At 73.3% G+C, this 18,697-nt stretch carries 19 protein-coding genes; 11 read left to right on the forward strand and 8 right to left on the reverse strand.

Annotated features, from left to right (window positions below):
* Positions 1-181: 181 nt before the first annotated feature.
* A complete protein-coding gene (locus tag VGW35_08875) occupies positions 182-3,226 on the reverse strand; it encodes a tetratricopeptide repeat protein (protein ID HEV8307769.1) in 3,045 nt (1,014 codons plus the stop codon).
* Positions 3,223-4,653 (reverse strand): tetratricopeptide repeat protein, encoded by a 1,431-nt coding sequence (locus tag VGW35_08880; protein ID HEV8307770.1) that lies wholly within the window; start codon positions 4,651-4,653, stop codon positions 3,223-3,225. Before VGW35_08880 ends, VGW35_08875 begins: the two co-directional genes overlap by 4 nt.
* 65 nt (positions 4,654-4,718) lie before the next feature.
* Here VGW35_08880 and VGW35_08885 point away from each other — a divergent pair, with 65 nt between their 5' ends.
* The 5 genes from VGW35_08885 to VGW35_08905 all read left to right on the forward strand — a co-directional run bounded on the left by VGW35_08885 (position 4,719) and on the right by VGW35_08905 (position 9,564).
* On the forward strand, positions 4,719-5,372 hold the full coding sequence (locus VGW35_08885) for an HAD hydrolase-like protein (GenBank protein ID HEV8307771.1): 654 nt from the start codon (positions 4,719-4,721) through the stop codon (positions 5,370-5,372).
* Positions 5,373-5,455: 83 nt separating this feature from the next.
* On the forward strand, positions 5,456-6,724 hold the full coding sequence (locus VGW35_08890; GenBank protein ID HEV8307772.1) for a replication-associated recombination protein A: 1,269 nt from the start codon (positions 5,456-5,458) through the stop codon (positions 6,722-6,724).
* Entirely contained in the window at positions 6,721-7,836 is a 1,116-nt protein-coding gene (locus VGW35_08895; protein HEV8307773.1) for a D-alanine--D-alanine ligase family protein, read from the forward strand. The genes VGW35_08890 and VGW35_08895 overlap by 4 nt, the downstream gene beginning before the upstream one ends.
* 5 nt (positions 7,837-7,841) lie before the next feature.
* Complete coding sequence (gene murG / locus VGW35_08900; GenBank protein ID HEV8307774.1) at positions 7,842-8,972, forward strand: undecaprenyldiphospho-muramoylpentapeptide beta-N-acetylglucosaminyltransferase; 1,131 nt, start codon at positions 7,842-7,844, stop codon at positions 8,970-8,972.
* A 7-nt stretch (positions 8,973-8,979) separates the two neighbouring features.
* Positions 8,980-9,564 carry a TIGR00730 family Rossman fold protein gene (locus VGW35_08905; GenBank protein ID HEV8307775.1) on the forward strand — a complete coding sequence of 195 codons (585 nt, stop codon included), beginning with the start codon at positions 8,980-8,982 and terminating at the stop codon, positions 9,562-9,564.
* Here the strand turns inward: VGW35_08905 and VGW35_08910 are convergent.
* Entirely contained in the window at positions 9,561-10,145 is a 585-nt protein-coding gene (locus VGW35_08910; protein ID HEV8307776.1) for a hypothetical protein, read from the reverse strand. The genes VGW35_08905 and VGW35_08910 overlap by 4 nt on opposite strands.
* Here VGW35_08910 and VGW35_08915 point away from each other — a divergent pair.
* The gene (locus tag VGW35_08915) at positions 10,144-10,653 is read left to right on the forward strand and encodes a histidine kinase dimerization/phospho-acceptor domain-containing protein (protein ID HEV8307777.1); all 510 of its coding nucleotides are present in this window, start codon (positions 10,144-10,146) and stop codon (positions 10,651-10,653) included. The two genes, VGW35_08910 and VGW35_08915, sit on opposite strands and share 2 nt — an antisense overlap.
* Complete coding sequence (locus VGW35_08920) at positions 10,650-11,741, forward strand: ABC transporter substrate-binding protein (GenBank protein HEV8307778.1); 1,092 nt, start codon at positions 10,650-10,652, stop codon at positions 11,739-11,741. The genes VGW35_08915 and VGW35_08920 overlap by 4 nt, the downstream gene beginning before the upstream one ends.
* Positions 11,742-11,781: 40 nt before the next feature.
* Here the strand turns inward: VGW35_08920 and VGW35_08925 are convergent, their stop codons facing one another.
* The 3 genes from VGW35_08925 to speD are packed head-to-tail and all read right to left on the reverse strand — an operon-like array spanning position 11,782 to position 13,845.
* Positions 11,782-12,426: a Maf family protein gene (locus VGW35_08925; GenBank protein HEV8307779.1), complete on the reverse strand. Its 645-nt coding sequence runs from the start codon at positions 12,424-12,426 to the stop codon at positions 11,782-11,784.
* Between the two features lie 41 nt (positions 12,427-12,467).
* Positions 12,468-13,385: a polyamine aminopropyltransferase gene (gene speE / locus VGW35_08930; GenBank protein HEV8307780.1), complete on the reverse strand. Its 918-nt coding sequence runs from the start codon at positions 13,383-13,385 to the stop codon at positions 12,468-12,470.
* Positions 13,351-13,845, reverse strand: a complete 495-nt coding sequence (speD, locus tag VGW35_08935; GenBank protein ID HEV8307781.1) for an adenosylmethionine decarboxylase — start codon at positions 13,843-13,845, stop codon at positions 13,351-13,353. Before speD ends, speE begins: the two co-directional genes overlap by 35 nt.
* Before the next feature lie 144 nt (positions 13,846-13,989).
* Here speD and VGW35_08940 point away from each other — a divergent pair, with 144 nt between their 5' ends.
* From VGW35_08940 to VGW35_08955, 4 genes are read left to right on the forward strand one after another with little or no spacing between them, the layout of a single operon-like run.
* Positions 13,990-14,472 carry an arginine decarboxylase, pyruvoyl-dependent gene (locus VGW35_08940; protein ID HEV8307782.1) on the forward strand — a complete coding sequence of 161 codons (483 nt, stop codon included), beginning with the start codon at positions 13,990-13,992 and terminating at the stop codon, positions 14,470-14,472.
* Between the two features lie 30 nt (positions 14,473-14,502).
* On the forward strand, positions 14,503-15,384 hold the full coding sequence (gene speB, locus VGW35_08945) for an agmatinase (GenBank protein ID HEV8307783.1): 882 nt from the start codon (positions 14,503-14,505) through the stop codon (positions 15,382-15,384).
* On the forward strand, positions 15,363-16,166 hold the full coding sequence (locus tag VGW35_08950; GenBank protein ID HEV8307784.1) for a class I SAM-dependent methyltransferase: 804 nt from the start codon (positions 15,363-15,365) through the stop codon (positions 16,164-16,166). The genes speB and VGW35_08950 overlap by 22 nt, the downstream gene beginning before the upstream one ends.
* A 21-nt stretch (positions 16,167-16,187) precedes the next feature.
* Positions 16,188-17,375 carry a class I SAM-dependent rRNA methyltransferase gene (locus VGW35_08955; GenBank protein HEV8307785.1) on the forward strand — a complete coding sequence of 396 codons (1,188 nt, stop codon included), beginning with the start codon at positions 16,188-16,190 and terminating at the stop codon, positions 17,373-17,375.
* Here the strand turns inward: VGW35_08955 and VGW35_08960 are convergent.
* Both VGW35_08960 and VGW35_08965 read right to left on the reverse strand, forming a co-directional pair.
* The gene (locus VGW35_08960) at positions 17,339-17,986 is read right to left on the reverse strand and encodes a VTT domain-containing protein (GenBank protein HEV8307786.1); all 648 of its coding nucleotides are present in this window, start codon (positions 17,984-17,986) and stop codon (positions 17,339-17,341) included. The two genes, VGW35_08955 and VGW35_08960, sit on opposite strands and share 37 nt — an antisense overlap.
* Before the next feature lie 2 nt (positions 17,987-17,988).
* Positions 17,989-18,696 carry a hypothetical protein gene (locus VGW35_08965; protein ID HEV8307787.1) on the reverse strand — a complete coding sequence of 236 codons (708 nt, stop codon included), beginning with the start codon at positions 18,694-18,696 and terminating at the stop codon, positions 17,989-17,991.
* Position 18,697 lies beyond the last annotated feature (1 nt).

Consider the following 18,697-nt stretch of genomic DNA (forward strand, 5'->3'; position numbering starts at 1 on the left):
CCTCGCAACCCAGCATCGCCCTCGACCCGTTCTTCCCCAATTGGCCCTGGCGGATTAACCGCGGCGCAGTGTCGCCGCACCGCCGGGCTCATGGTGGTCCGCTCCGAGCGGCGGCTTCGCCGCCGCAACCTTCCCCGGGGGAGGGTGTGGGAGGGGGCCGTCGAGGCCCCGTCCCAAGAGGTTAGGGGCGCGCGGCCCCTTTCCGGAGGGCCTGGGCGGGATCCTCCCCCGTGATCGGGCCCAGCTTGGCCAGGGCCTGCCGCGCCCACTGGGCCAGGGTCGGCTCGACACCGGGCCGGCTCGCGAGCTTCCGGAGCAGGATCGAGGCCTCGCGCGGCATCTGGCGCGCGAGGTAGCTCTGCGCCGCGCCCTGAAGCCCTCGCGCCGCCCATGAGGTGTCGGGATAGAGGTACGTCGCGCCCAGGTAGGCCGCGATCGCGGTCTCGTGCGCCCCGCGAGCTCGATGGAGCTCGCCGAGCCAGACGTGGGCGGCGGCCGCCACCGCCGGCTCTCCGGTGTCGCGCGCCGACTCGAGCGCCTGCTGGGCGGCCGACCACTGGCGCTCGGCGAGCAGGAGATGACCGCGCGTGAGCTGGACGGCGGGGGCGAGCGGGTGACCGGGGAAGCGCGCGAGGAACGCCTCGGTGGCGGTGAGGGTCTGATCCCGCCGCCCCTGCAGATCGAAGGCCCGCACCAGCAGCGCCAGGGCTTCCGGGGACCGCGCGTCGCTCGGCGAGGCCTCCCGGAGGAAGCCCTCCATCGCGCGCTGGGCCTCGGCGCCGTCGCCGAGCGCGAGCGCAGCCCCCCCGAGCCCGAGCCACGCATCCTTCCGCGCCTCGCCGTCCTTCGTGCGCGCCAGGATCTCCCGGAAGGCCTGGCGCGCGAGGGCTGGCCGCTCCTGGGTGGCGGCGGCGGCCAGGAGGCTCAGGGCGTCGCCGACGAACTCGCTGCTCGGTTGGTCCTTCAGGAGCCGCTTGACCAAGCTGTCGGCCTGGTCGAGCTGGCCCTGCTCCAGAGCGACGCGGATGAGCCCATAGAGGAGAAGGCCTGCGTAGGGATGGCTCGGGTAGCGGTCGACGAAGAGGGTCGCGCGCTCGCGGAAGAGCGGCTCGTCCTTCCGCTTGGCCGCCGCCAGGATCAGGCCGTAGGCCGCGGGAATGGCGACGTCGGGGCTCGCCGCGAACCGCGCCGCGCCGAGGGCCTTCTCGGCCTCGCTGAGCCGGTTCTGGGCCAGCGCGGCCAGGCCGAGCCCCAGCGAGTTGGACGGCTCGGCGGGTGCCCAGTAGGCGGCCCACGCGAAGTGCTGCTCGGCGGCGTCGAACTGGCCCAGGTCGTAGCGGGCAAGCCCCAGCGCGCGGCGCACGAGCGCCTGCAGGGCCGGGGCCTTGATCTGGGGGACGAGCGGCTCGAGGACCTGCACCGCGCCATCGTAATCTTTGGTCCGGACGAGGAGGATCCCGCGGTTGATGGCGAGCGTCTCGCTGAGCGGATGCGACGGGGCCAGCCGGCCGAGCTCGCGAAGCGCTTCGACGGCCCGCGCCTCGTGCCCCTGTCGCAGCGAGATGTCGGCGATGGCGAGGTTGGCGAGCACGGCGACCTCGAGGTCGGGGGCGAGCCGGGCCTGATCCCATTCGCGCAGGGCCGCCTCCGGCTCGCCGTCCTTCAGGAGCGCCCAGCCCAGGGCGAGCCGGGCCGCCGCGGCCCGCGGCGAAGTCGGGACGTCGCGGAGCAGCAGACGGAAGAGTCCGGCCGCGCGGTTCGGGTCGTCGGCGCGGGCGGCGCCCTCGCCGGTCAGGAGGAGCACGGCCTCCCGGAGCTCCGGGATCACGCTGGCCCGCAGGAGGGCCTCGCCCTCCGCCCGGGCATCGGCCGGCCGCTGGGTCCGGAGCGCAATCAGCCCGAGCCGGTACGCCGCCCGCTGGGCGATCGCCTCGACGCGCCCGGTCTCGCGCAAGGTTCGGAAGGATCGCTCGGCCTCGGCCACGTTCCCATGCCGCTCGAGGGCCTCGGCGACGCGGTAGGTCACGTACTCGGCGAGCCGCGGCTCCAGCGGGAGGGTGAGCAGATGGCGATAGCTGTCGAGGGCCTCGGCCGTCGCGTTGCGCCGCGCGGCGTCCTCGGCGATGAGCATCAGCACCGACGGCAGCAGCGGGTCGCGCGCCGATTCCAGCGCCAGCCGGCGCGCCTCGTCGCGGGCCCGGCCCGCATCGCCGAGGGCGAGATAGGCGCGCACCAGGCCGGCTCGGAGCTGCGGGATCAGCTCGGCGCGGGGGCTCGAGCCCGCCGCCCACAGAAAGCGGCGGAGGGCGTCGTCGGCCGCGCCTCGGCCGAGGGCCACCCACCCGCTCTGCGCGATCGCATCGGCCCGCAACGGATGGGTCGCCGGCACCGCGGCCAGGAAGCTGTCCAGGGCGCCCCGGGCCAGCTCGGGCTCTCCCAGCCGAGCCAGGGCGACACCGCGCCAGAAGAGGAGCTCCTCGGCGAGCTGCGGTGGTGGGCCGCTGCCCGCCACCACGTCCCAGAGCGCGACGGCGTCCCGGGGACGCTCGGCCAGGAGCCGCGCCACCCCGTCGAGGAACTGGAGCACGAACGCGAGGGGTCGCGGCGGCCGGCTGGCGAGCCCCTGGGCGAAGGCGCGCGGCGCCTCGGCCAGGTCGCCACGGCGGAGCGCGAGCCAGCCCACCCCCAACGCCGCGTAGGGTCCGAGCTCCGCTGGCGGACCCAGCGTGAGCGCCGTCCGGTAATGCCGCTCGGCCTCCTCGTAGCGCGCCTCGCGAAAAGCGACCTCGCCGAGCCAGACGTACGCCATGGGCGCGGACGGCCCGCGACGCTCGCGGGTCAGGCTGTCCTCGAGTGTCTGCCGCGCCCCGCTCAGGTCGCCCTGCAGCAGCCGGTGCACCCCGCACTCGGCCAGCGCGGCCGCGCGCCCGAAGCTGAACGTACAGGCGGTGCCGCCAGGATCGCCGGTCGGCGGGAGCGGCTTCGGCACCACCGTGAGGAAGCGCGGCAGCGGAGGCAGCCCGGGGTCCGCCGCCGGCGACGGGAGGGCGGGCGGGGGAGGCGGCTCGAGGGGCGGTCGCGCGAGCCCGAGCGGGATCGGCACCACGGTCACCGCGAGCTCCGGCGGGGGCAGCTCGACCGGGCGCGGGGTCGCCCCCTCCCCGGTCGCGGGAACGGCGCCCACGAGGAGCCCGAGGCCGAGGACGGCCCACCGAGCGCGTCTCACGACTTCCCCTCCAGCTTCGATCGAGGCTTCCCCTTTGGGGCGGGACGGGGCGGCGGCTTCTCGCGCGCTTCGAGGCCCTGGACACGGCCCTTCGCCCACTGAACCAGCTCGGCGTCCTCCGCCTTGTCGATGATCTCCTGGTAGGCGCGTCTGGCCGCTCCAGCCTCCCGCTGGGATTCGGCGACGAGGCCGACGCCGGCCAGCGCCCGGAGCCGCTCGGGCGAGTCGGGGGGGGCCTCGGCGAGCGCCCGGGCGTAGGCCGTCTCGGCGTCGCCGAGCTTGCCCGCCTTCAGGGCGCTCTCCCCGAGCAGCAACAAGGCCTGGAAGCGCTGGGCGCCGCCACTGTCGGCCACCTCGCGGGCGACGTCCATCGCCTGATCGAACTGGCGGCGCTTGAGGTAGCCCTGGGCCAGCTCGAGCCCGGCCAGCGCGGCCAGCGCGTCGCCCGGGTGATCGCGACGCAGCGTCTTCCACGCGCTCTCGGCATCGGCGGCGCGGCCGAGCCGCTGGGAGAGCTCGCCGATCTGGTACAGGGCCTGGGGGACGAACGGATGGGTCGGCGCTTGCTTGACGAGCGCCCGATACTGCTCGATCGCCTCCCGGCCCCGGCCGGCTTTGGCGTGGGTCTCACCCAGCACGATTCGGGCCGAGGGCGCCAGCTCCTGACTCGGGTTCGCGGCGAGGAACTGCTCGAGCGTGCGCACGCCTTCCGGCGTCCGGCCGGTCTCGAGCTGCGTGACTCCCAGAAGGTAGCGAACCTCCGGAAGAAAGCGGCTCAGGACGTAGCGGTTCTGGTAGGTGGACAGGAGCGGCAGCGCGTCCTCCCAGCGCTTGGCCCGCACCAGCTCGCGCGCCGCCGCGTACGCCGCCGAGGCCGCCAGCTCGCTCTTCGGGAACTCGGTCAGGAGCTGATTGAAGCTCGCCAGCGCTTCATCCGGATGTCCCAGCTCCAGCTCGCTGAAGGCCCGGGCGTAGAGGGCGTCCGCAGCATACGGCGCGCCGGGGTGGTTCCGCAGGAAGAGCGAGTAGCGGTCGCGAGCGTCCTCGAAGCGCCGCAGCCGGAAGAGGGCCTCCGCCTCCCAGAAGAGCGGCTCGCCGGCGGCGATGACCTGCAGGGGCACGGTCTGGGCGCCCTGGAAGTCGCGCAGGGCCTCGGTGTAGCGGCCCAGCGCGAAGGCGGCCTTGCCGCGCAGGAAGATGGCGTCTCCGCGCCGAGGGTCGGCGGCCGGCACCATCTCGACAAAGCGCCCGAGCTCCCGGTACGTCAGGTCGTAGAGCCCGTCCTCGAAGGCCTGGACCCCGACCACCCACAGGCGATCGGCCTCCGAGACGGCGCCCCCGGCCGTCCGGCCGGCCCCGACGACCAGCCCCAGCGCGAGGAGCGCCCCGAGGATCCCCGGCACCCCTGCGTGCATCCGTGTCCGCATCCTCGTCACGAGCCGCTCCTACCCTACCAGATTTTCTCGGCAAAGACCGCTATACTCGCACCGGGATGGAGCCACTCTGCGCGTTCGATCTCGACCACACCCTCGTCCGCTCGGCGCTCGATCTCGCCGCCATGCGCGCGGACCTCCGCGTCCTGGCGCTCGAGCGGCGACTCCGCCTGCCCGAGGCGGTCCGTGGCTTCACGGTGGCGCAGACGATCGCCGTCATCGCAACCCAGGCGCCCGAGCTGGAGCCTCACTGCTGGGGGATCGTCCTCGACCATGAGACGCGCGCGCTCACGTCGGCTCAGTGCGAGCCGGGAGCCCGCGAGACGCTCGAAGCCCTGGCGGCGGCCGGCTATCCGCTCGCGGTCTGGACCAACAACGCCCGGCCCGCGACGGAGCACGCCCTCGAGCGCTGCGGCTTGCGAGGGTTCCTCGCCACGGTGGTGACGCGGGACGAGGCGGCGCTGAAGCCCGATCCGGCCGGCCTCACGCTCCTCCGGGCCGCCCATCCCGCGCGGCCGGTCTGGGTGGTGGGGGACTCGTGGATCGACGGCGCCGCCGCCCAGGCCGGCGGGGCGGCCTTCATCGCCTACGGCGCCGATCCGGCCGAGCTGCGCCGGCGGGACGTGGCCGCGCGACTGATCATCCACGATCTCCGGACGCTGCCCGCGTCCCTGGCGGCGCTCGGCGCGCCGGCACCGCCCCGCCGCGTATAATGGGACTCCGAGGCGGAAGCGTGGAGCTGTTCGAGCACGCGACCCAGGAGGCCCGCCGGGGCCGAGCGCCGCTGGCGGAGCGGATGCGCCCGCAGAGCCTGGACGAGTTCGTGGGCCAGGCGCACCTCCTGGGGCCCGGCCGGCTCCTCCGGACGGCGATCGAGTCGGGCGACCTTCACTCGATGATCCTCTGGGGGCCGCCGGGCACCGGCAAGACCACGCTCGCCGCGCTCCTCGCCGCCCAGGCCCGCGCCCACTTCGTGAGCTTCTCCGCGGTCCTGTCCGGGGTGAAGGAGATCCGCGCGGTCATCGCCGAGGCCGAGTTGCGCCTCGCCCGCCTGGGTCAGCGCACCATCCTCTTCGTCGACGAGATCCACCGGTTCAACAAGGCGCAGCAGGACGCCTTCCTGCCTCACGTCGAGCGCGGGATCATCATCCTCATCGGGGCCACCACCGAGAACCCCTCCTTCGAGGTGATCGCGGCGCTCCTCTCCCGCTGCCGCGTCTACGTCCTCTACCGCCTGACCGAGGACGAGATCCTGGCGATCCTGCGACGCGCGCTCGACGACCGCGAGCGCGGCCTGGGCGCGCTCCCGCTCGAGGCGGAGCCGGAAGCGCTCGCCGCCATCGCCCGGCTGGCCGACGGGGACGCCCGGAGCGCCTTGAACATCCTCGAGGTGGCCGCGACGCTGGTGACGCCGAGCGAGGGGGTTGGCCGGCTCACGCCCGGGATCATCCAGGAGGCCGCGCAGCGCAAGGCCCTCCTCTACGACAAGGGCGGCGAGGAGCACTACAACCTCATCAGCGCGCTCCACAAGTCGCTCCGCGACTCCGATCCCGACGGGACGCTCTACTGGCTCGCGCGGATGCTGGAGGCGGGCGAGGACCCGCTCTTCATCGCCCGGCGGCTCGTCCGGGCCGCCGCCGAGGACGTCGGTCTGGCCGACCCGCAGGCGCTCGCCGTCGCGCTGGCGGCCAAGGACGCCTACCACTTCCTGGGAACTCCCGAGGGGGAGCTCGCCCTGGCGGAAGCCGCGGTCTATCTCGCCTGCGCACCGAAGTCCAACGCGGTCTACACCGCCTTCGACGCCGCCCGCGCGGACGTCCAGGCCCGCCCCGCCGAGCCCGTCCCGCTTCACCTCCGGAACGCGCCGACCCGCCTCATGAGAGAGCTCGGCTATGGCCGGGAGTACCAGTACGCCCACGACGCGCCGGACGCCGAGGTCGACCAGGAGCATCTCCCGCCGGCGCTTCGCGGCCGGAGGTATTACGATCCCGTGGCGCGGGGCTTCGAGGCGGCGATCCGCGAGCGGCTCGCGCGCCGGCGGGGCGGCGGCGAGGGGACGCCATGACCACGGAAGGCCGCGGGCGGGTTCGGATCGGAGTCATCTTCGGGGGCCGCTCGGGCGAGCACGAGGTCTCTCTCGCCTCGGCGGCGTCGGTGCTGGGGGCCATCGACCGGTCCCGGTACGAGATCGTCCCGATGGGGATCACCAAGGACGGGCACTGGCTCGTCGGCGGCGACCCCCTCCGCGCGCTGGCCGAGGCGGCCGGCATCCCGCTGGCTCTCCCGGCCCCGCCGGTCGGCGGGAAGTCGCGCCCCCTGGCCGGCACCGCGCTCGCGCGGGTCGCGACGGCCGGAGGGTTGCCGGCCGACGTGGCCTCGGGGCTGGACGTCGTGCTTCCGCTGATCCATGGCCCCTACGGCGAGGACGGGACTCTCCAGGGCCTCCTCGAGCTGGCCGATCTGCCATACGTCGGGGCCGGGGTGCTCGCCTCCGCCGTCGGGATGGACAAGGCGACGATGAAGGCGGTGTTCAGCGCCCACGGCCTGCCCGTCGTGCCGCACCTGGTCGTGCTCCGCCACGAATGGGCGGGAGATCGGAACGGCATCGCCAGCCGGGTGGTCGAGCGGGTCGCCTATCCGTGTTTCGTCAAGCCGTCCAATCTCGGGTCCAGCGTCGGGATCAGCAAGGTCCGGAGCGCTGCGGAGCTCGATGCGGCCGTCCAGGCGGCGTTCGCCCACGACCGGAAGATCCTGATCGAGCGCGGGATCGCCGGGCGCGAGATCGAGGTGAGCGTGCTCGGCAACGACAATCCCGAGGCATCGGTCCCCGGCGAGGTGCTGCCCGGCAAGGAGTGGTACGACTACGAGGCGAAGTACACCGAGGGGCTCGCGAAGTTGCTCATTCCCGCACCGCTGCCGGACACGCTGGCCGCCGAGTTCCGGCGGCTCGCCGTCCTGGCCTTCCGCGCGATCGACGCCGCGGGGTTGGCCCGGGTGGACTTCTTTCTCGAGGGCGACACGCGAATCTGGTTGAACGAGATCAATACCATCCCCGGCTTCACCCGCACCTCCGCCTATCCCCGGCTGTGGGAGGCCTCGGGCCTCCCCTATCCGCGCCTGCTCGATCGGCTGATCGAGCTGGCCCTGGAGCGCCACGGCCACAAAGCGGGGCGGTAGCATGCGTGGCTGAGCGCCTGCGGGTCGTCATCGCCGGGGGCGGCACCGGCGGGCACACCTCGGCCGGGCTCGCGATGGCGGCGGCGCTGCGATCGCGGCTGGGCCCGGGCGTCGAGCTCGGCTGGGTCGGGAGCCATGGGGGCCTCGAGGCCACGCGCGTCCCGGCAGCCGGCATCCCGTACCACGCGATCCCGACCGGGAAGCTCCGCCGGAGCCTGGCCCTCCGGAACCTGACCGACCTCGGCCTGCGCGTGCCCGCCGGATTCGTCCAGGCCTGGCGACTCCTCGGGCGCCTCCACCCCGACGTGGTGGTCGCCACCGGCGGGTTCGTCGCGGTCCCGACCGCCCTGGCCGCAGCCGCCCGGCGCCGCCCGCTCCTCGTCCACGAGCAGGTCGTCGTCCCCGGGCTCGCCAACCGGCTGACGGCCCGACTCGCGGATCGCGTGGCCGTGACGTTCGCCGCGTCGGCCGCCGCCTTTCCCGCCGGCAAGGTGGTCGTGACCGGCAATCCCGTCCGCCCCGAGCTCCTGGCCGGCGACCGGACACGGGCCTTCCAGCGCTTCGGCCTGGACTCCGCGGCGCCGGTCGTCTATGTCACCGGCGGCGCCCAGGGCGCTCACCGGATCAACCGCGTGATCGGCGCCGCCCTGGCGCCGCTCCTCGCCGTCGGCCAGCTCGTCCACCAGTGCGGAGACAACGTCTACGACGACGCCGGCTGGCTGCGCGGCCAGGCCGCGCGCCTGCCGGCGGCCCTGGCCGCCCGCTATCGCGTCGTGCCGTTCATCACCGAAGGACTGGCCGACCTCTACGCGGCGGCGGCGCTGTGCGTGAGCCGCGCCGGCGCCGGCACCGTCACCGAGCTGTGCGCCCTCGGCGTGCCGGCCATCTTCATTCCGCTCCCCGGCGCGCGGGGCGACGAGCAGACGGCCAACGCCCGGGTCCTGGCCGAGGCCGGCGGGGCCGTGCTTCTCCCCGAGGCCGAGCTGACGCCGGGCGGGCTGGCGGAGCTCGTGGGCGCCCTGCTCGGCGATCCGGGGCGGCTCAAGGCGATGAGCGAGCGCGCGCGCACCCTGGCCCGGCCGGACGCGGGCGAGCGGCTGGTCGACCTGATCCTCCAGCTGGCCCGCCGGCGCTGATGCTCGCGTGAAGCGGATCTGCGTCTTCTGCGGCTCCCTGGCCGGCGCCCGGCCTGATTACGCCGAGGCGGCCCGCGGCTTCGCGGCCGAGCTCGTCCGGCGCCAGCTCGGCCTCGTCTACGGCGGCGGCTCCATCGGGCTGATGGGAGTCATCGCCGACGCCGTGCTGGCGGGCGGCGGCGAGGTCACCGGCGTGATTCCCCGCGGGCTGGCCTCACGGGAGTTCATGCACACCGGCGTCACGGACCTCCGGGTGGTGGGCAGCATGCACGAGCGCAAGGCCACCATGGCGTCGCTGGCCGACGGTTTCGTGGCGCTGCCCGGCGGACTCGGGACGCTCGAGGAGACGCTCGAAGCCCTCACGTGGTCTCAGCTCGGCATCCACCCCAAGCCGATCGGCCTCTTGAACGTGCGCGGGTACTGGGACCCCCTCCTCGCGCTCTTCACCCACGCGACCCGCGAGGGGTTCATCCGCTCGCCAGACGTCGCACTGGTGCTCACCGGCGAGACGCCGGCCGAGCTGCTCGATGCCCTCGCCGCCTGGCGGCCATCGGCGGTCCGCCGGGCCTGGCTCGATCCCACCCAGACCTAGTTGCTCGGGAGGGTCTCGGAAGACCCCCCCGATGCCCCCCCTCGGCCCTTCCGAGCTCTCGGAGGTGCGGGGGGGCGACCGCGGAGATCCGGGCGCAGGGGGCAGGCCGCGCAGTGCGGCGTCGCCCGGCAGTATTCCTGGGCGACCCGGACGAGGAGCGCGTGATACTCGTGGAAGAGCGCGGGGTCCCGGGGGAGGTTGTTCATCAGAAGGGCCTGGAGCTCCCCGTCGCGCGCGTTGGGCCGAAGGATTCGGTGACGCTCCAGGACGCGCCGCGTGGCGGTGTCGGCGACGAAGACCGGACGCCCCGCGGCGTGGAGGAGGACGGCGTCGGCCGTCCGGGGCCCGATGCCGGCGATCCCGACGAGCTCGGCGCGAAGGGCCGGCGCCGGCTGCCGGAGGAAGTGCCGGAGCCGCCGGCCCTGGCGGCGCTCGAGGCGCCGGCGCACGGAGCCGAGTCGGGAGACCGCCGACCCCGGGATCGGCCCCGGCGGCCCGAAGCGCCGGCGGAGGGCGTCGTAGAGACGCAGGAGCCGCCGCCGGAGTGGACTACCGCGCGGGAGCGAGGGAGGGCGCGCCATGGGTCAGTCGCCGCTCAGCCGAGAGCTTCAAGCGCTGCTCAGCCGGCACCTGATGGTCCTGGTCATGCTGATCCTCGCTGGCACCGGATGGCTCGTCGAGTCCCAGCTGAACGTCTTCGAGTGGTTCTACGAGGTCTCGCGCCCCTACGAGACCCTGGAGCTCGACGGTCTGGTGCCGGGCATCGTCCTCGTCCTGCTCGGAGCATTCCTCGACACCTACCGGGCCCACCAGCAGGCCCTCCGCGAGCGCGAGCGGCTGCGGGTCATGATGGAGATGGCCGCCACCGTGGCCCACGAGATGAACGATCCCTTGACCACGATCATCGCGCATCTCGAGGTGGCGGTCGAGGAGATGGACCCCGACGACCCTCAGCGCGACCGCCTCGCCTCGCTCCGGGAAGCGGCCTGGCGCATGGCGAGCCGCATCAAGCAGCTCACGGAGCTCCGCGAATACCGGCCGCGCGACGTCGGGGTGCATCCGCGCTTGCTGGATCTCCCGCGCGGATGACCGGTTTCGGCTCGGTGTGGAGCGCGGTCTGGGTGGTGGCCGTCCTCGCGGCGCAGCTCGCCACGGCGCCCCCCGAGCCGCGGGAGGTCGTGGTGAGCGTCGGTGGGCCGCCGACGGACCCGGCGTATCTGCCGGTCCACGCCGCGGCGGCCCTCGGCACCTTCGAGGCCGAGGGCCTCCGGGTGACGCTTCGCCGCGTCAGGCACCCCACGGCCGCCCTGGAGGCGCTGCGCGACGCCGAGGTCGACGTCGCCGTCACCAGCGCCGATCAGGCCGTGCGCGGGGGCTGGGGCCGCGGACTGCCGGTGCAGGTCCTCCTCGCCCACACCGGCGCGCCGGCCGCCATGTTCCTCGTCTCGACCCGCCACGTCGGGCGGGTCGGGCGCATCGAGGACCTCCCCGGCAAGCGGGTCGGCATCCCGGGTCCCGGAACGACGGGGCATCTCTTCCTGTCGGCGCTCCTCGCCGAGCGCCGCATCGAAGCGTGGCGGGTCGAGCTCCTGAGCTTCGGCGGCGCGACGCTGGTCGCCCGGCTCGACTCCGGAAACCTGGCGGCCGCCATCGTGGAGGAGCCGTGGGCGACCCGGGCACTCGCCCAGGGCGCCGCCGAGATCCTCTTCGACTTCCGGCAACCCGAAGTGGTCGCCCGGTACCTCGGGGGGCCGTTCTACGAGGTGGTGAGCGTCGCGCGCGCGCCCGAGACGGCGGAGAAGGGAAAGAAGGAGGCGAAAGCGGAGCCCCCGGCGAAGGACCGCGCGATCCTCGAGCCCGCGCTCACCGCCTTCGCGCGCGCCGTGATCCGCGTCCAGCACTGGCTCGCCGCCACGCCGGCGGCCGAGGTCGTGGCGCGGCTTCCCGCGGATCTGGTGGGGGACCCGGAGCGCTTCGTGACCCGGCTCCAGAGCGCGCAGCGCGCCTACGTGCCGGGCGGCGACGCCACCGCCCAGGGGCTCGCGACCACCCTCCGGGTGCTCCGGGCCGGAAGCCCCTGGCCCGCGACGCTCAAGGTCACGCCCGAGGCGCTCCGTGAGCCCGCGTTCATCACGGCGGCCCGGGCGGCCCTGGGTCCGAGTCCGGCGCCACCCTAACCCCCGGGACCGCGCCGCGGTGGGCGGCATGCGGTGAGCGTCAGCCCAGCCGGTCCGTGGCCGCCTCCGGCGTGCCGGCCGGGAGCCCGAACGCCCGCAACAGCCGCGCCGTCGTCGTCAGCGGCAGTCCCACCACGTTCGTGTAGCACCCTTCGACCCGGAGCACGAACTGCCCGCCCGCGCCCTGGACGGCGTAGGCCCCGGCCTTGTCGTAGGGCTCGGGCGTTGCCAGGTAGGCCTCGATCTCGCCCGCGGAGTAGGGGCGCATGATCACCCGGCTCACCACGGTCTCGGTCGCCTCACGGTCCGGCGACCCGAAGGCCCGTGGCCGTTCGACGCCCGACTCGACGAGCCCGACGGCCGTCACGACCGCGTGGGTGCGGCCCGCCAGCGCGGTGAGCATCCGCCGGGCATCGGCCGGTGAGGCCGGCTTGCCGAAGGGCCATCCGTCGAGGACGACGAGGGTGTCCGCCCCGAGGACGACCGCCGGCCCGCCTTGCTCCCGCTGGATCCGGGCGGCGACGTCGCGCGCTTTCCGGAGGGCGAGGTCAGCCACCCCCGTCAGGATGGGCAAGCCGGGGAGCAGGGCCTCGCTCGCCCCGCTGGGGACGACGTCGAAGGGGAGCCCGAGCCGCGCGAGCAATTCACGGCGACGGGGGGAGGCCGACGCGAGGACGAGTCGCATCTTCGCCCGCTGCTTCGCGTCCGGCTGGAGAGGGCGGCGGGCTATCGGACGAGCAGAGGCTCGGCGTCGGTCACCACGCGGTCACAGGTCGCCAGCGCCTGCCGGAGGAACTTCGGGAGACTGAACAGGTGCTGGTGGGCCAGGCCGTCGTAGAAGTGGAGGTCCCCCTGGACCCGTTCCGCCAAGCGTTGATCGACGGCCTCGCGGGAGAGGGCACGCGGATCCCCGGTCTTGCCGGCCACGATGAACCCCCACGGAGTGCCGAAGCACGGGATGAACGACTGGTAGGGCGCCACGATGGGGAAGACCGGGGCGAGCGTCCGCGCCATTGCCGCGTAGAAATGCAGCTCCCCGATCTTGGTCATGCCCGCCTGCATCACCAGCACCCCCTGGGGCGTCAGCCGGTCGGCGAGCAGTTGGTAGAACTCGCGCGTGAAGAGCAGACACGCCGGCCCCTCCTCCAGGGGCTCGGTCAGATCCACGATGGCCACGTCGAAGCGCTCGCGGGTCGTCTCGAGGTACCCCCGGGCGTCTTCGTGGCGGAGCTCGGTGCGGGGGTCGTCGAAGGCATTCCGGTGCATCTCGGGGAGGTACTGGCGGCACGCCTCGACGACGGCCTGATCGATGTCGACCATGACCGCCTTCCGCACGGAGGCGTAGCGCAAGACCTCGCGGAGCGTCGCCCCCTCCCCGCCCCCGATGACGAGCGCCGTCTCGGGCCGCGGGGGGAGGATCATCGCGGGATGGACGAGGCTCTCGTGATAGATGAAGTCGTCGGCGACGCTCGACTGGATCCGGCCATCGAGGATGAGGCACTTGCCGTAGCTGGCGGTCTCCAGGATCTCCATCTGCTGGAACTTCGTCCGGAGGGAGTAGATCGTGCGGGCGATGGCGTGGAAGTGCCCCTCGACGGGGGTCGTCGTCTCAAAAAACCACTTGTAAACGCTGGCTTGGGTCATGCGACGCGGCACCTTCCTCTTCGATCTTGTTGAGCGGCCCTGCACTGCCCGGGAACACGCCTCGCTTGACCTCCACGCACGAGGCCCGACTGGCCCCGAACTGCTCGACCAGGTACTGGGCGGCCGCGGCCGGCTTCAAGGTCTCACCGCACGAGAAGATGTCGACGGCGGCGTACCGGTATTCCGGCCACGTGTGGATGGAGAGGTGCGACTCGGCGATCACCACCACGCCGGAGATCCCGAACGGGTTGAACTCGTGAAACACCACGTCCACGATGGTGGCTTCCGCGCGCTTGGCGGCTTCCACCAGCGTCGTCTTCACGGTTTCAAGGTTGGTGAGGATCTCGGAGCTGCAGTCGTACAGCTCCAACAGCAGGTGACGACCCAGGCTGTGCAATCCGATCGACCCCCTTTCCCCGCCCGAGATCCCGACGACTCGCGTCGCGCGAGATCTCTTCACCGCAAAATTTCGCTCAGGGCGAATTTTCGCCTGAATTATAGAGCACGAAGGGGTCAATGCAAGGAAAAAATGCTTGCGTTTTACTTTCGGGCCAGTATCATCAGACCGGTTTCGGCCCCAAACCGACTCGGACAGGAGGTGGCGATGATCTGGAAGAAGGTGACGAAGGTGGCGGCGACGGCCGGCTGCGCCGAGGGCGGCTCCACGCTCAACGCGTTCGACAACGCGCTCCTCGCGGCAGGGATCGGGAACGTCAACCTCGTCAAGGTCTCCAGCATCGTGCCCCCGGACGTGGACGTCGTCCCCCTTCCCCAGATCAGGCCAGGGGTCCTGGTGCCCACGGCCTTCGCGGCCATCACCAGCGAGACACCGGGCGAGACCATCGCCGCGGCGGTGGGCTACGCCCTCCCCGAGGACCGGACCAAGGCCGGGGTCATCATGGAGTTCCACGATCGGACCGATCGCGCCGGTGCCGAGGCGGCGGTTCGGGGAATGCTCGCCGAGGCCTTCGCGGTGCGCGGGGAGCGGATTCGCGAGCTTCGGGTGGTCGCGGTCGAGCACCGCGTGGGCCGGCTCGGCTGCGCCGTGGCGGCAGTGGCGCTCCTGTCCGAAGACGACCTGCTCTAGCCCCGCGGCGGCGGGTCACGAGGCGTCGATTTGGCGTTGAACCCCGCCCGCCCCTCCTTCATCGCCTGTCGGCCCGACGCGCGCGGCGCCGACGTCGTCCTCTATGGCATCCCCTTCGAAGGCCGGGTGAACCAGCGGAAGGGTGCCGCGCTGGGGCCGGCCGCGATCCGCCGCGCCTCGGACCTCCTCGAGACCTACGCGCCGGCGCTCGGCCTCAGCCTCACCGACCTCGCGCTGGCCGACGCCGGCGACGTCCCGGTCCCGGATACGGCGCCCCGGGCAGCGCTGGCGGCGGTGACGGCCGAGCTGGCCTCCGTCCTCGACCCGCGCCAGCGCTGGGTCTTTCTCGGCGGCGACCACACGGTGACCGCTGCCATCGTCCCCGTCGCCCTCCGACACTACCCCGACCTCCGCGTCGTGCAGTTCGACGCCCACCCGGATCTCCGGCGGGAGTACCTGGGGGAGGCATGGAGCTACGCCTCGGCCATGACCCGGGTGCTCGATCACGTGCCGGCCGACCGGCTCTACCAGATCGGGCTCCGGACGGGCGACCGCGAGGAGTGGATGCCGGCGCGGGGCACCCGCGTCTTTCCCGGCTGGTCGGTCCCGGCGGCCGAGGCCGCGGCCCAGGTGGCGGCCGAGGTCGGCGAAAGGCCGCTCTACGTCACGATCGACATCGATGTGCTCGATCCCACCGTCGCGCCCGGCACCGGCGCTCCCGAGCCGGGCGGCCTCGGCGTCCCGGAGCTCCTGGCGGCGCTCCGGCACCTCCACCAGGGGGGCAGCGCCGCCATCGTCGGCGTCGACCTCGTGGAGGTCTCGCCCATCTGGGATCCGACGGGTCGGACCGCCATCACGGCGGCCGGGATCGTTCGGGAGGCGATCCTCACATGGTGGGCGAAGCAGACGTAAGGCGCGACCGGCGGGGGCGGGGCCTGTACACCTCGCCGTCGTACTACCACATCGCCTTCGAGGTCAACCGCAAGGCGGAGACCGATTTCCTCGAAGCCTGCTTCGGCCGGTATGCTCGGGGTCCGGTGCGCCACGTGATGGACCTGGCCTGCGGCACCGGGCATCACGCCCTCCGGCTCGCCCGACGAGGCTACCGCGTGAGCGCCCTCGACCTGTCGGCCGAGAGCATCGCCTTCCTCGAGCGCCAGGCCGCCGCCGCCGGCGTCGCCGTGGAGGCGACGGTCGCCGACATGACGGCCTTCCGCCTCCCCGCGCCGGCCGACGCCGCCATCTGCATGCAGGACTCCCAGGGGCATCTCTTGACCAACGAGGCGCTCGTCGCGCACCTGCGGGCGGTGGGGGCCAATCTGCGAGCCGGCGGCGTCTACATCTTCGACCGCCTGATCCCGACGCGCTGGGCAGGCCCGGCGCTCCGCTGGGCCTGGACCCGCCGCCGCCGCGGCATCACGGTGCGCACCACGTTCCGCACCCTCCAGGCCTACGACCCGGTCCAGCAGATCTGTGACGAGGTGATGCGGTTCGAGATCACCGAGAACGGCACCCGGCGCGTGGTGACGCAGCGCCACAAGACACGCATCGTCTTTCCGCAAGAGCTGCGGGCCCTGGTCGAGCTCGCCGGTGGCTTCGAGTTCGCCGGCTGGTTCTCGAACTTCAGCCTCCGGCGCCCGCTCGAGCGCGCGCGGGGCGCGCTCATGATGATCCCCGTGCTCCGCCGCGTCTAGCGCGACGCCGAGCCCGTCGCGGTGGCGAAGCTGGTCCTACGCTCCGGGCGGGAGCTCCGCCTCCTGGCCGGTCACCCCTGGGTCTATCGGAGCGACGTCGGGCGGCTCGACGGCGCCTGGGCGCCGGCCGAGGCCGTCTCCGTCTGCGACGCCGCCGGGCACGTCCTCGGACGGGGCTTTTACAACCCGCGGCCCCAGATCGTCTGCCGCCTCCTGACGCCGCACGACGAGCCGGTCGATCGCGCCTTCCTCCGGCGGCGCCTGCTGACCGCCTGGGCCTTCCGTCAGGCGCTCGGCTACGACGGGGACGCCGGGCGCGTCGTCGGGAGCGAGGGCGACGCGCTTCCCGGCCTCGTCCTCGATCGCTACGGCGACGTCCTCGTGCTCCAGGCCCTGACGCTGGGGATCGAGCAGTGGGCGCGCGCCCTCGCGGAGCTCGCCCTCGAGATCGTCGGCGCCCGGGCCGTGTACCGGCGCGCCGACGCCGCGGCCGCCACGGTCGAGGGACTGGCGGGGGACTCGGGCTGGCTGGTCGGAGGCGTCGAGGGCTCGCCGGCGCTCGAGGTCGACATCCGTGAAGGCCCCTGCCGCTTCCGCGTCGCCCTCGAGACGGGCCACAAGACGGGCTTTTACCTCGACCAGCGCGAGAACCGGGAGGCGGTGGCCTCCCACGCCGCGGGACGCGAGGTGCTCGATGCCTTCTGTTACACCGGGGCGTTCGGCTGCTGGGCGCTCCGGCACGGCGCGACCCACGTCCTCGGCGTGGAGGCCTCGGCCGAAGCCGCCGCCCGGGCCCGGACCCACGCCGACGCCCAGGACGGAGGTGACCGGTTCGACGTGGTGGAAGCGAACGCCTTCGACGCGCTGCGCGAGCTCGAGCGGACCGGCCGGCGATTCGACCTGGTCATCCTCGACCCCCCGTCCTTCACGCGCCGGAAGACGGCCGTCACGGCCGCCCTCCGAGGGTACAAGGAAATCAACCTCCGGGCGCTCGCCTGTCTCCGGCCGGGCGGACTCCTGGCCACGTTCTCGTGCTCGCATCACGTGGGCCCGCCCCTGTTCGAGGAGGTCTGCCGGGCGGCCGCGGGCGACGCCCGCCGCCCGGTCCGGCTCCGCACGGCGTACGGGCAGGCGCAGGACCACCCGGTCCTGCTGACCGTGCCCGAGACCCGCTACCTGAAGGGCCTTCTGCTGGAGGCAGTCGGCTGACGCGTCCGGAGGCGACGGATGGCGTAGCGGGCGGCCCAGCCAGCCAGGACGATCCCGAGGATGGCGAGGGCGACGGTGTTGTAGTGAAGGAGGACCTGCTTGGCCCAGTCCAGGTGCGTCCCGGCCAACAACCCGATCCCCACGACGAAGACGTTCCACACCACGACCGACGCGCCGGCAAAGATCCACACCTTCCAGGCCGCGAAGTCCGCCAGCCCCGCAGCCGGCATCACGAGCGCGCGGATCCCGGGAAAGAAGCGCGAGATGGCGATGGCCGGCGTCCCGTATCGCGCGAACCAGATCTCGAGGCTGGTCAGCCGGTCCGCCGGGACGTACCGGCCCATGGGCCCGGCCAGGAGCGCTCGCCCCCATCGCCGGCTCATCCAGAAGACCGCCATGACGCCGATCTGGGTTCCCAGGATGGCGGCCAGGAAGACGCCGGGCCCGGAGACGGCCCCGCGCCCGGCGAGGAACCCGGCGTAGACCGCGATCACGTCGGTCGGCCAGGGGGGGAAAAAGCTCTCCAGGATGCAGCTCAGGAAGACGACCGTGTAGACGAGAAGGGGTGAGATGCCGGGATCGAGGACGACGGCGGCGATCCGGTCGAGCACCCTTACGAGGCGCCTGGGCGGCCGCCGAGATCCGTCCGCTCCACCGCGAAGGGCAGCGTGAGCACGCGCGGCGCATCCCCGAGGGCATAGTGAAACTCGAACGTGAGCCGCTCGGCCTCCGGCCGGAGCCGGGGAAAGTAGACGAATCCCTGGGTGCGCGCGCCCGGCTGCAGCGTGCCCACCGGGAGCGCCTCCCGCAGGACCTCGTCGACGGACGGCGGCAGGGGATAGGGGTAGTAGGGCGGATACCACCAGGGCGGTCCCCATTCCCATGGGTCCCACCCGAATCGCCGGCGGTGGAGTGCCCCCAGAGACGCCCCGGCCGCCGCGACGACGGTGGGTCCGGGAACCGCACCGGGCGTGCGGCCCCACCCCGCGCGGAGGATCCGGGCGACCTCGATGGGTGGCAGCGCCGTGTACTGGAACCGGTCCGTGTCGAAGAGCCGAAGATCCCCGTAGTCGTAGCGGAGGGGGACCGGGCTGTCGTTGGCGATCAGCAGATGGAAGGGCGTGACGTACTGGGGGAGATACGTCGGGTTCCCTTTCCAGGCCGACGAGCGGACCACCACGCGCACGCCCTCGGCTTCGCGCCGGGCGCTATGCGTCGCGGCGTCGAGCGCGACCCCGGCCTCCGGCACCGGGACGACCCGCGTGGCGGCACAGCCCGCCGCCAGCAGGCCCGCGAGCCCAAGCCCCAGGAGGGCCCGCACA

The organism is Candidatus Methylomirabilota bacterium, assembly GCA_036005065.1.
GTDB lineage: Bacteria > Methylomirabilota > Methylomirabilia > Rokubacteriales > DASRDR01 > DASYQW01.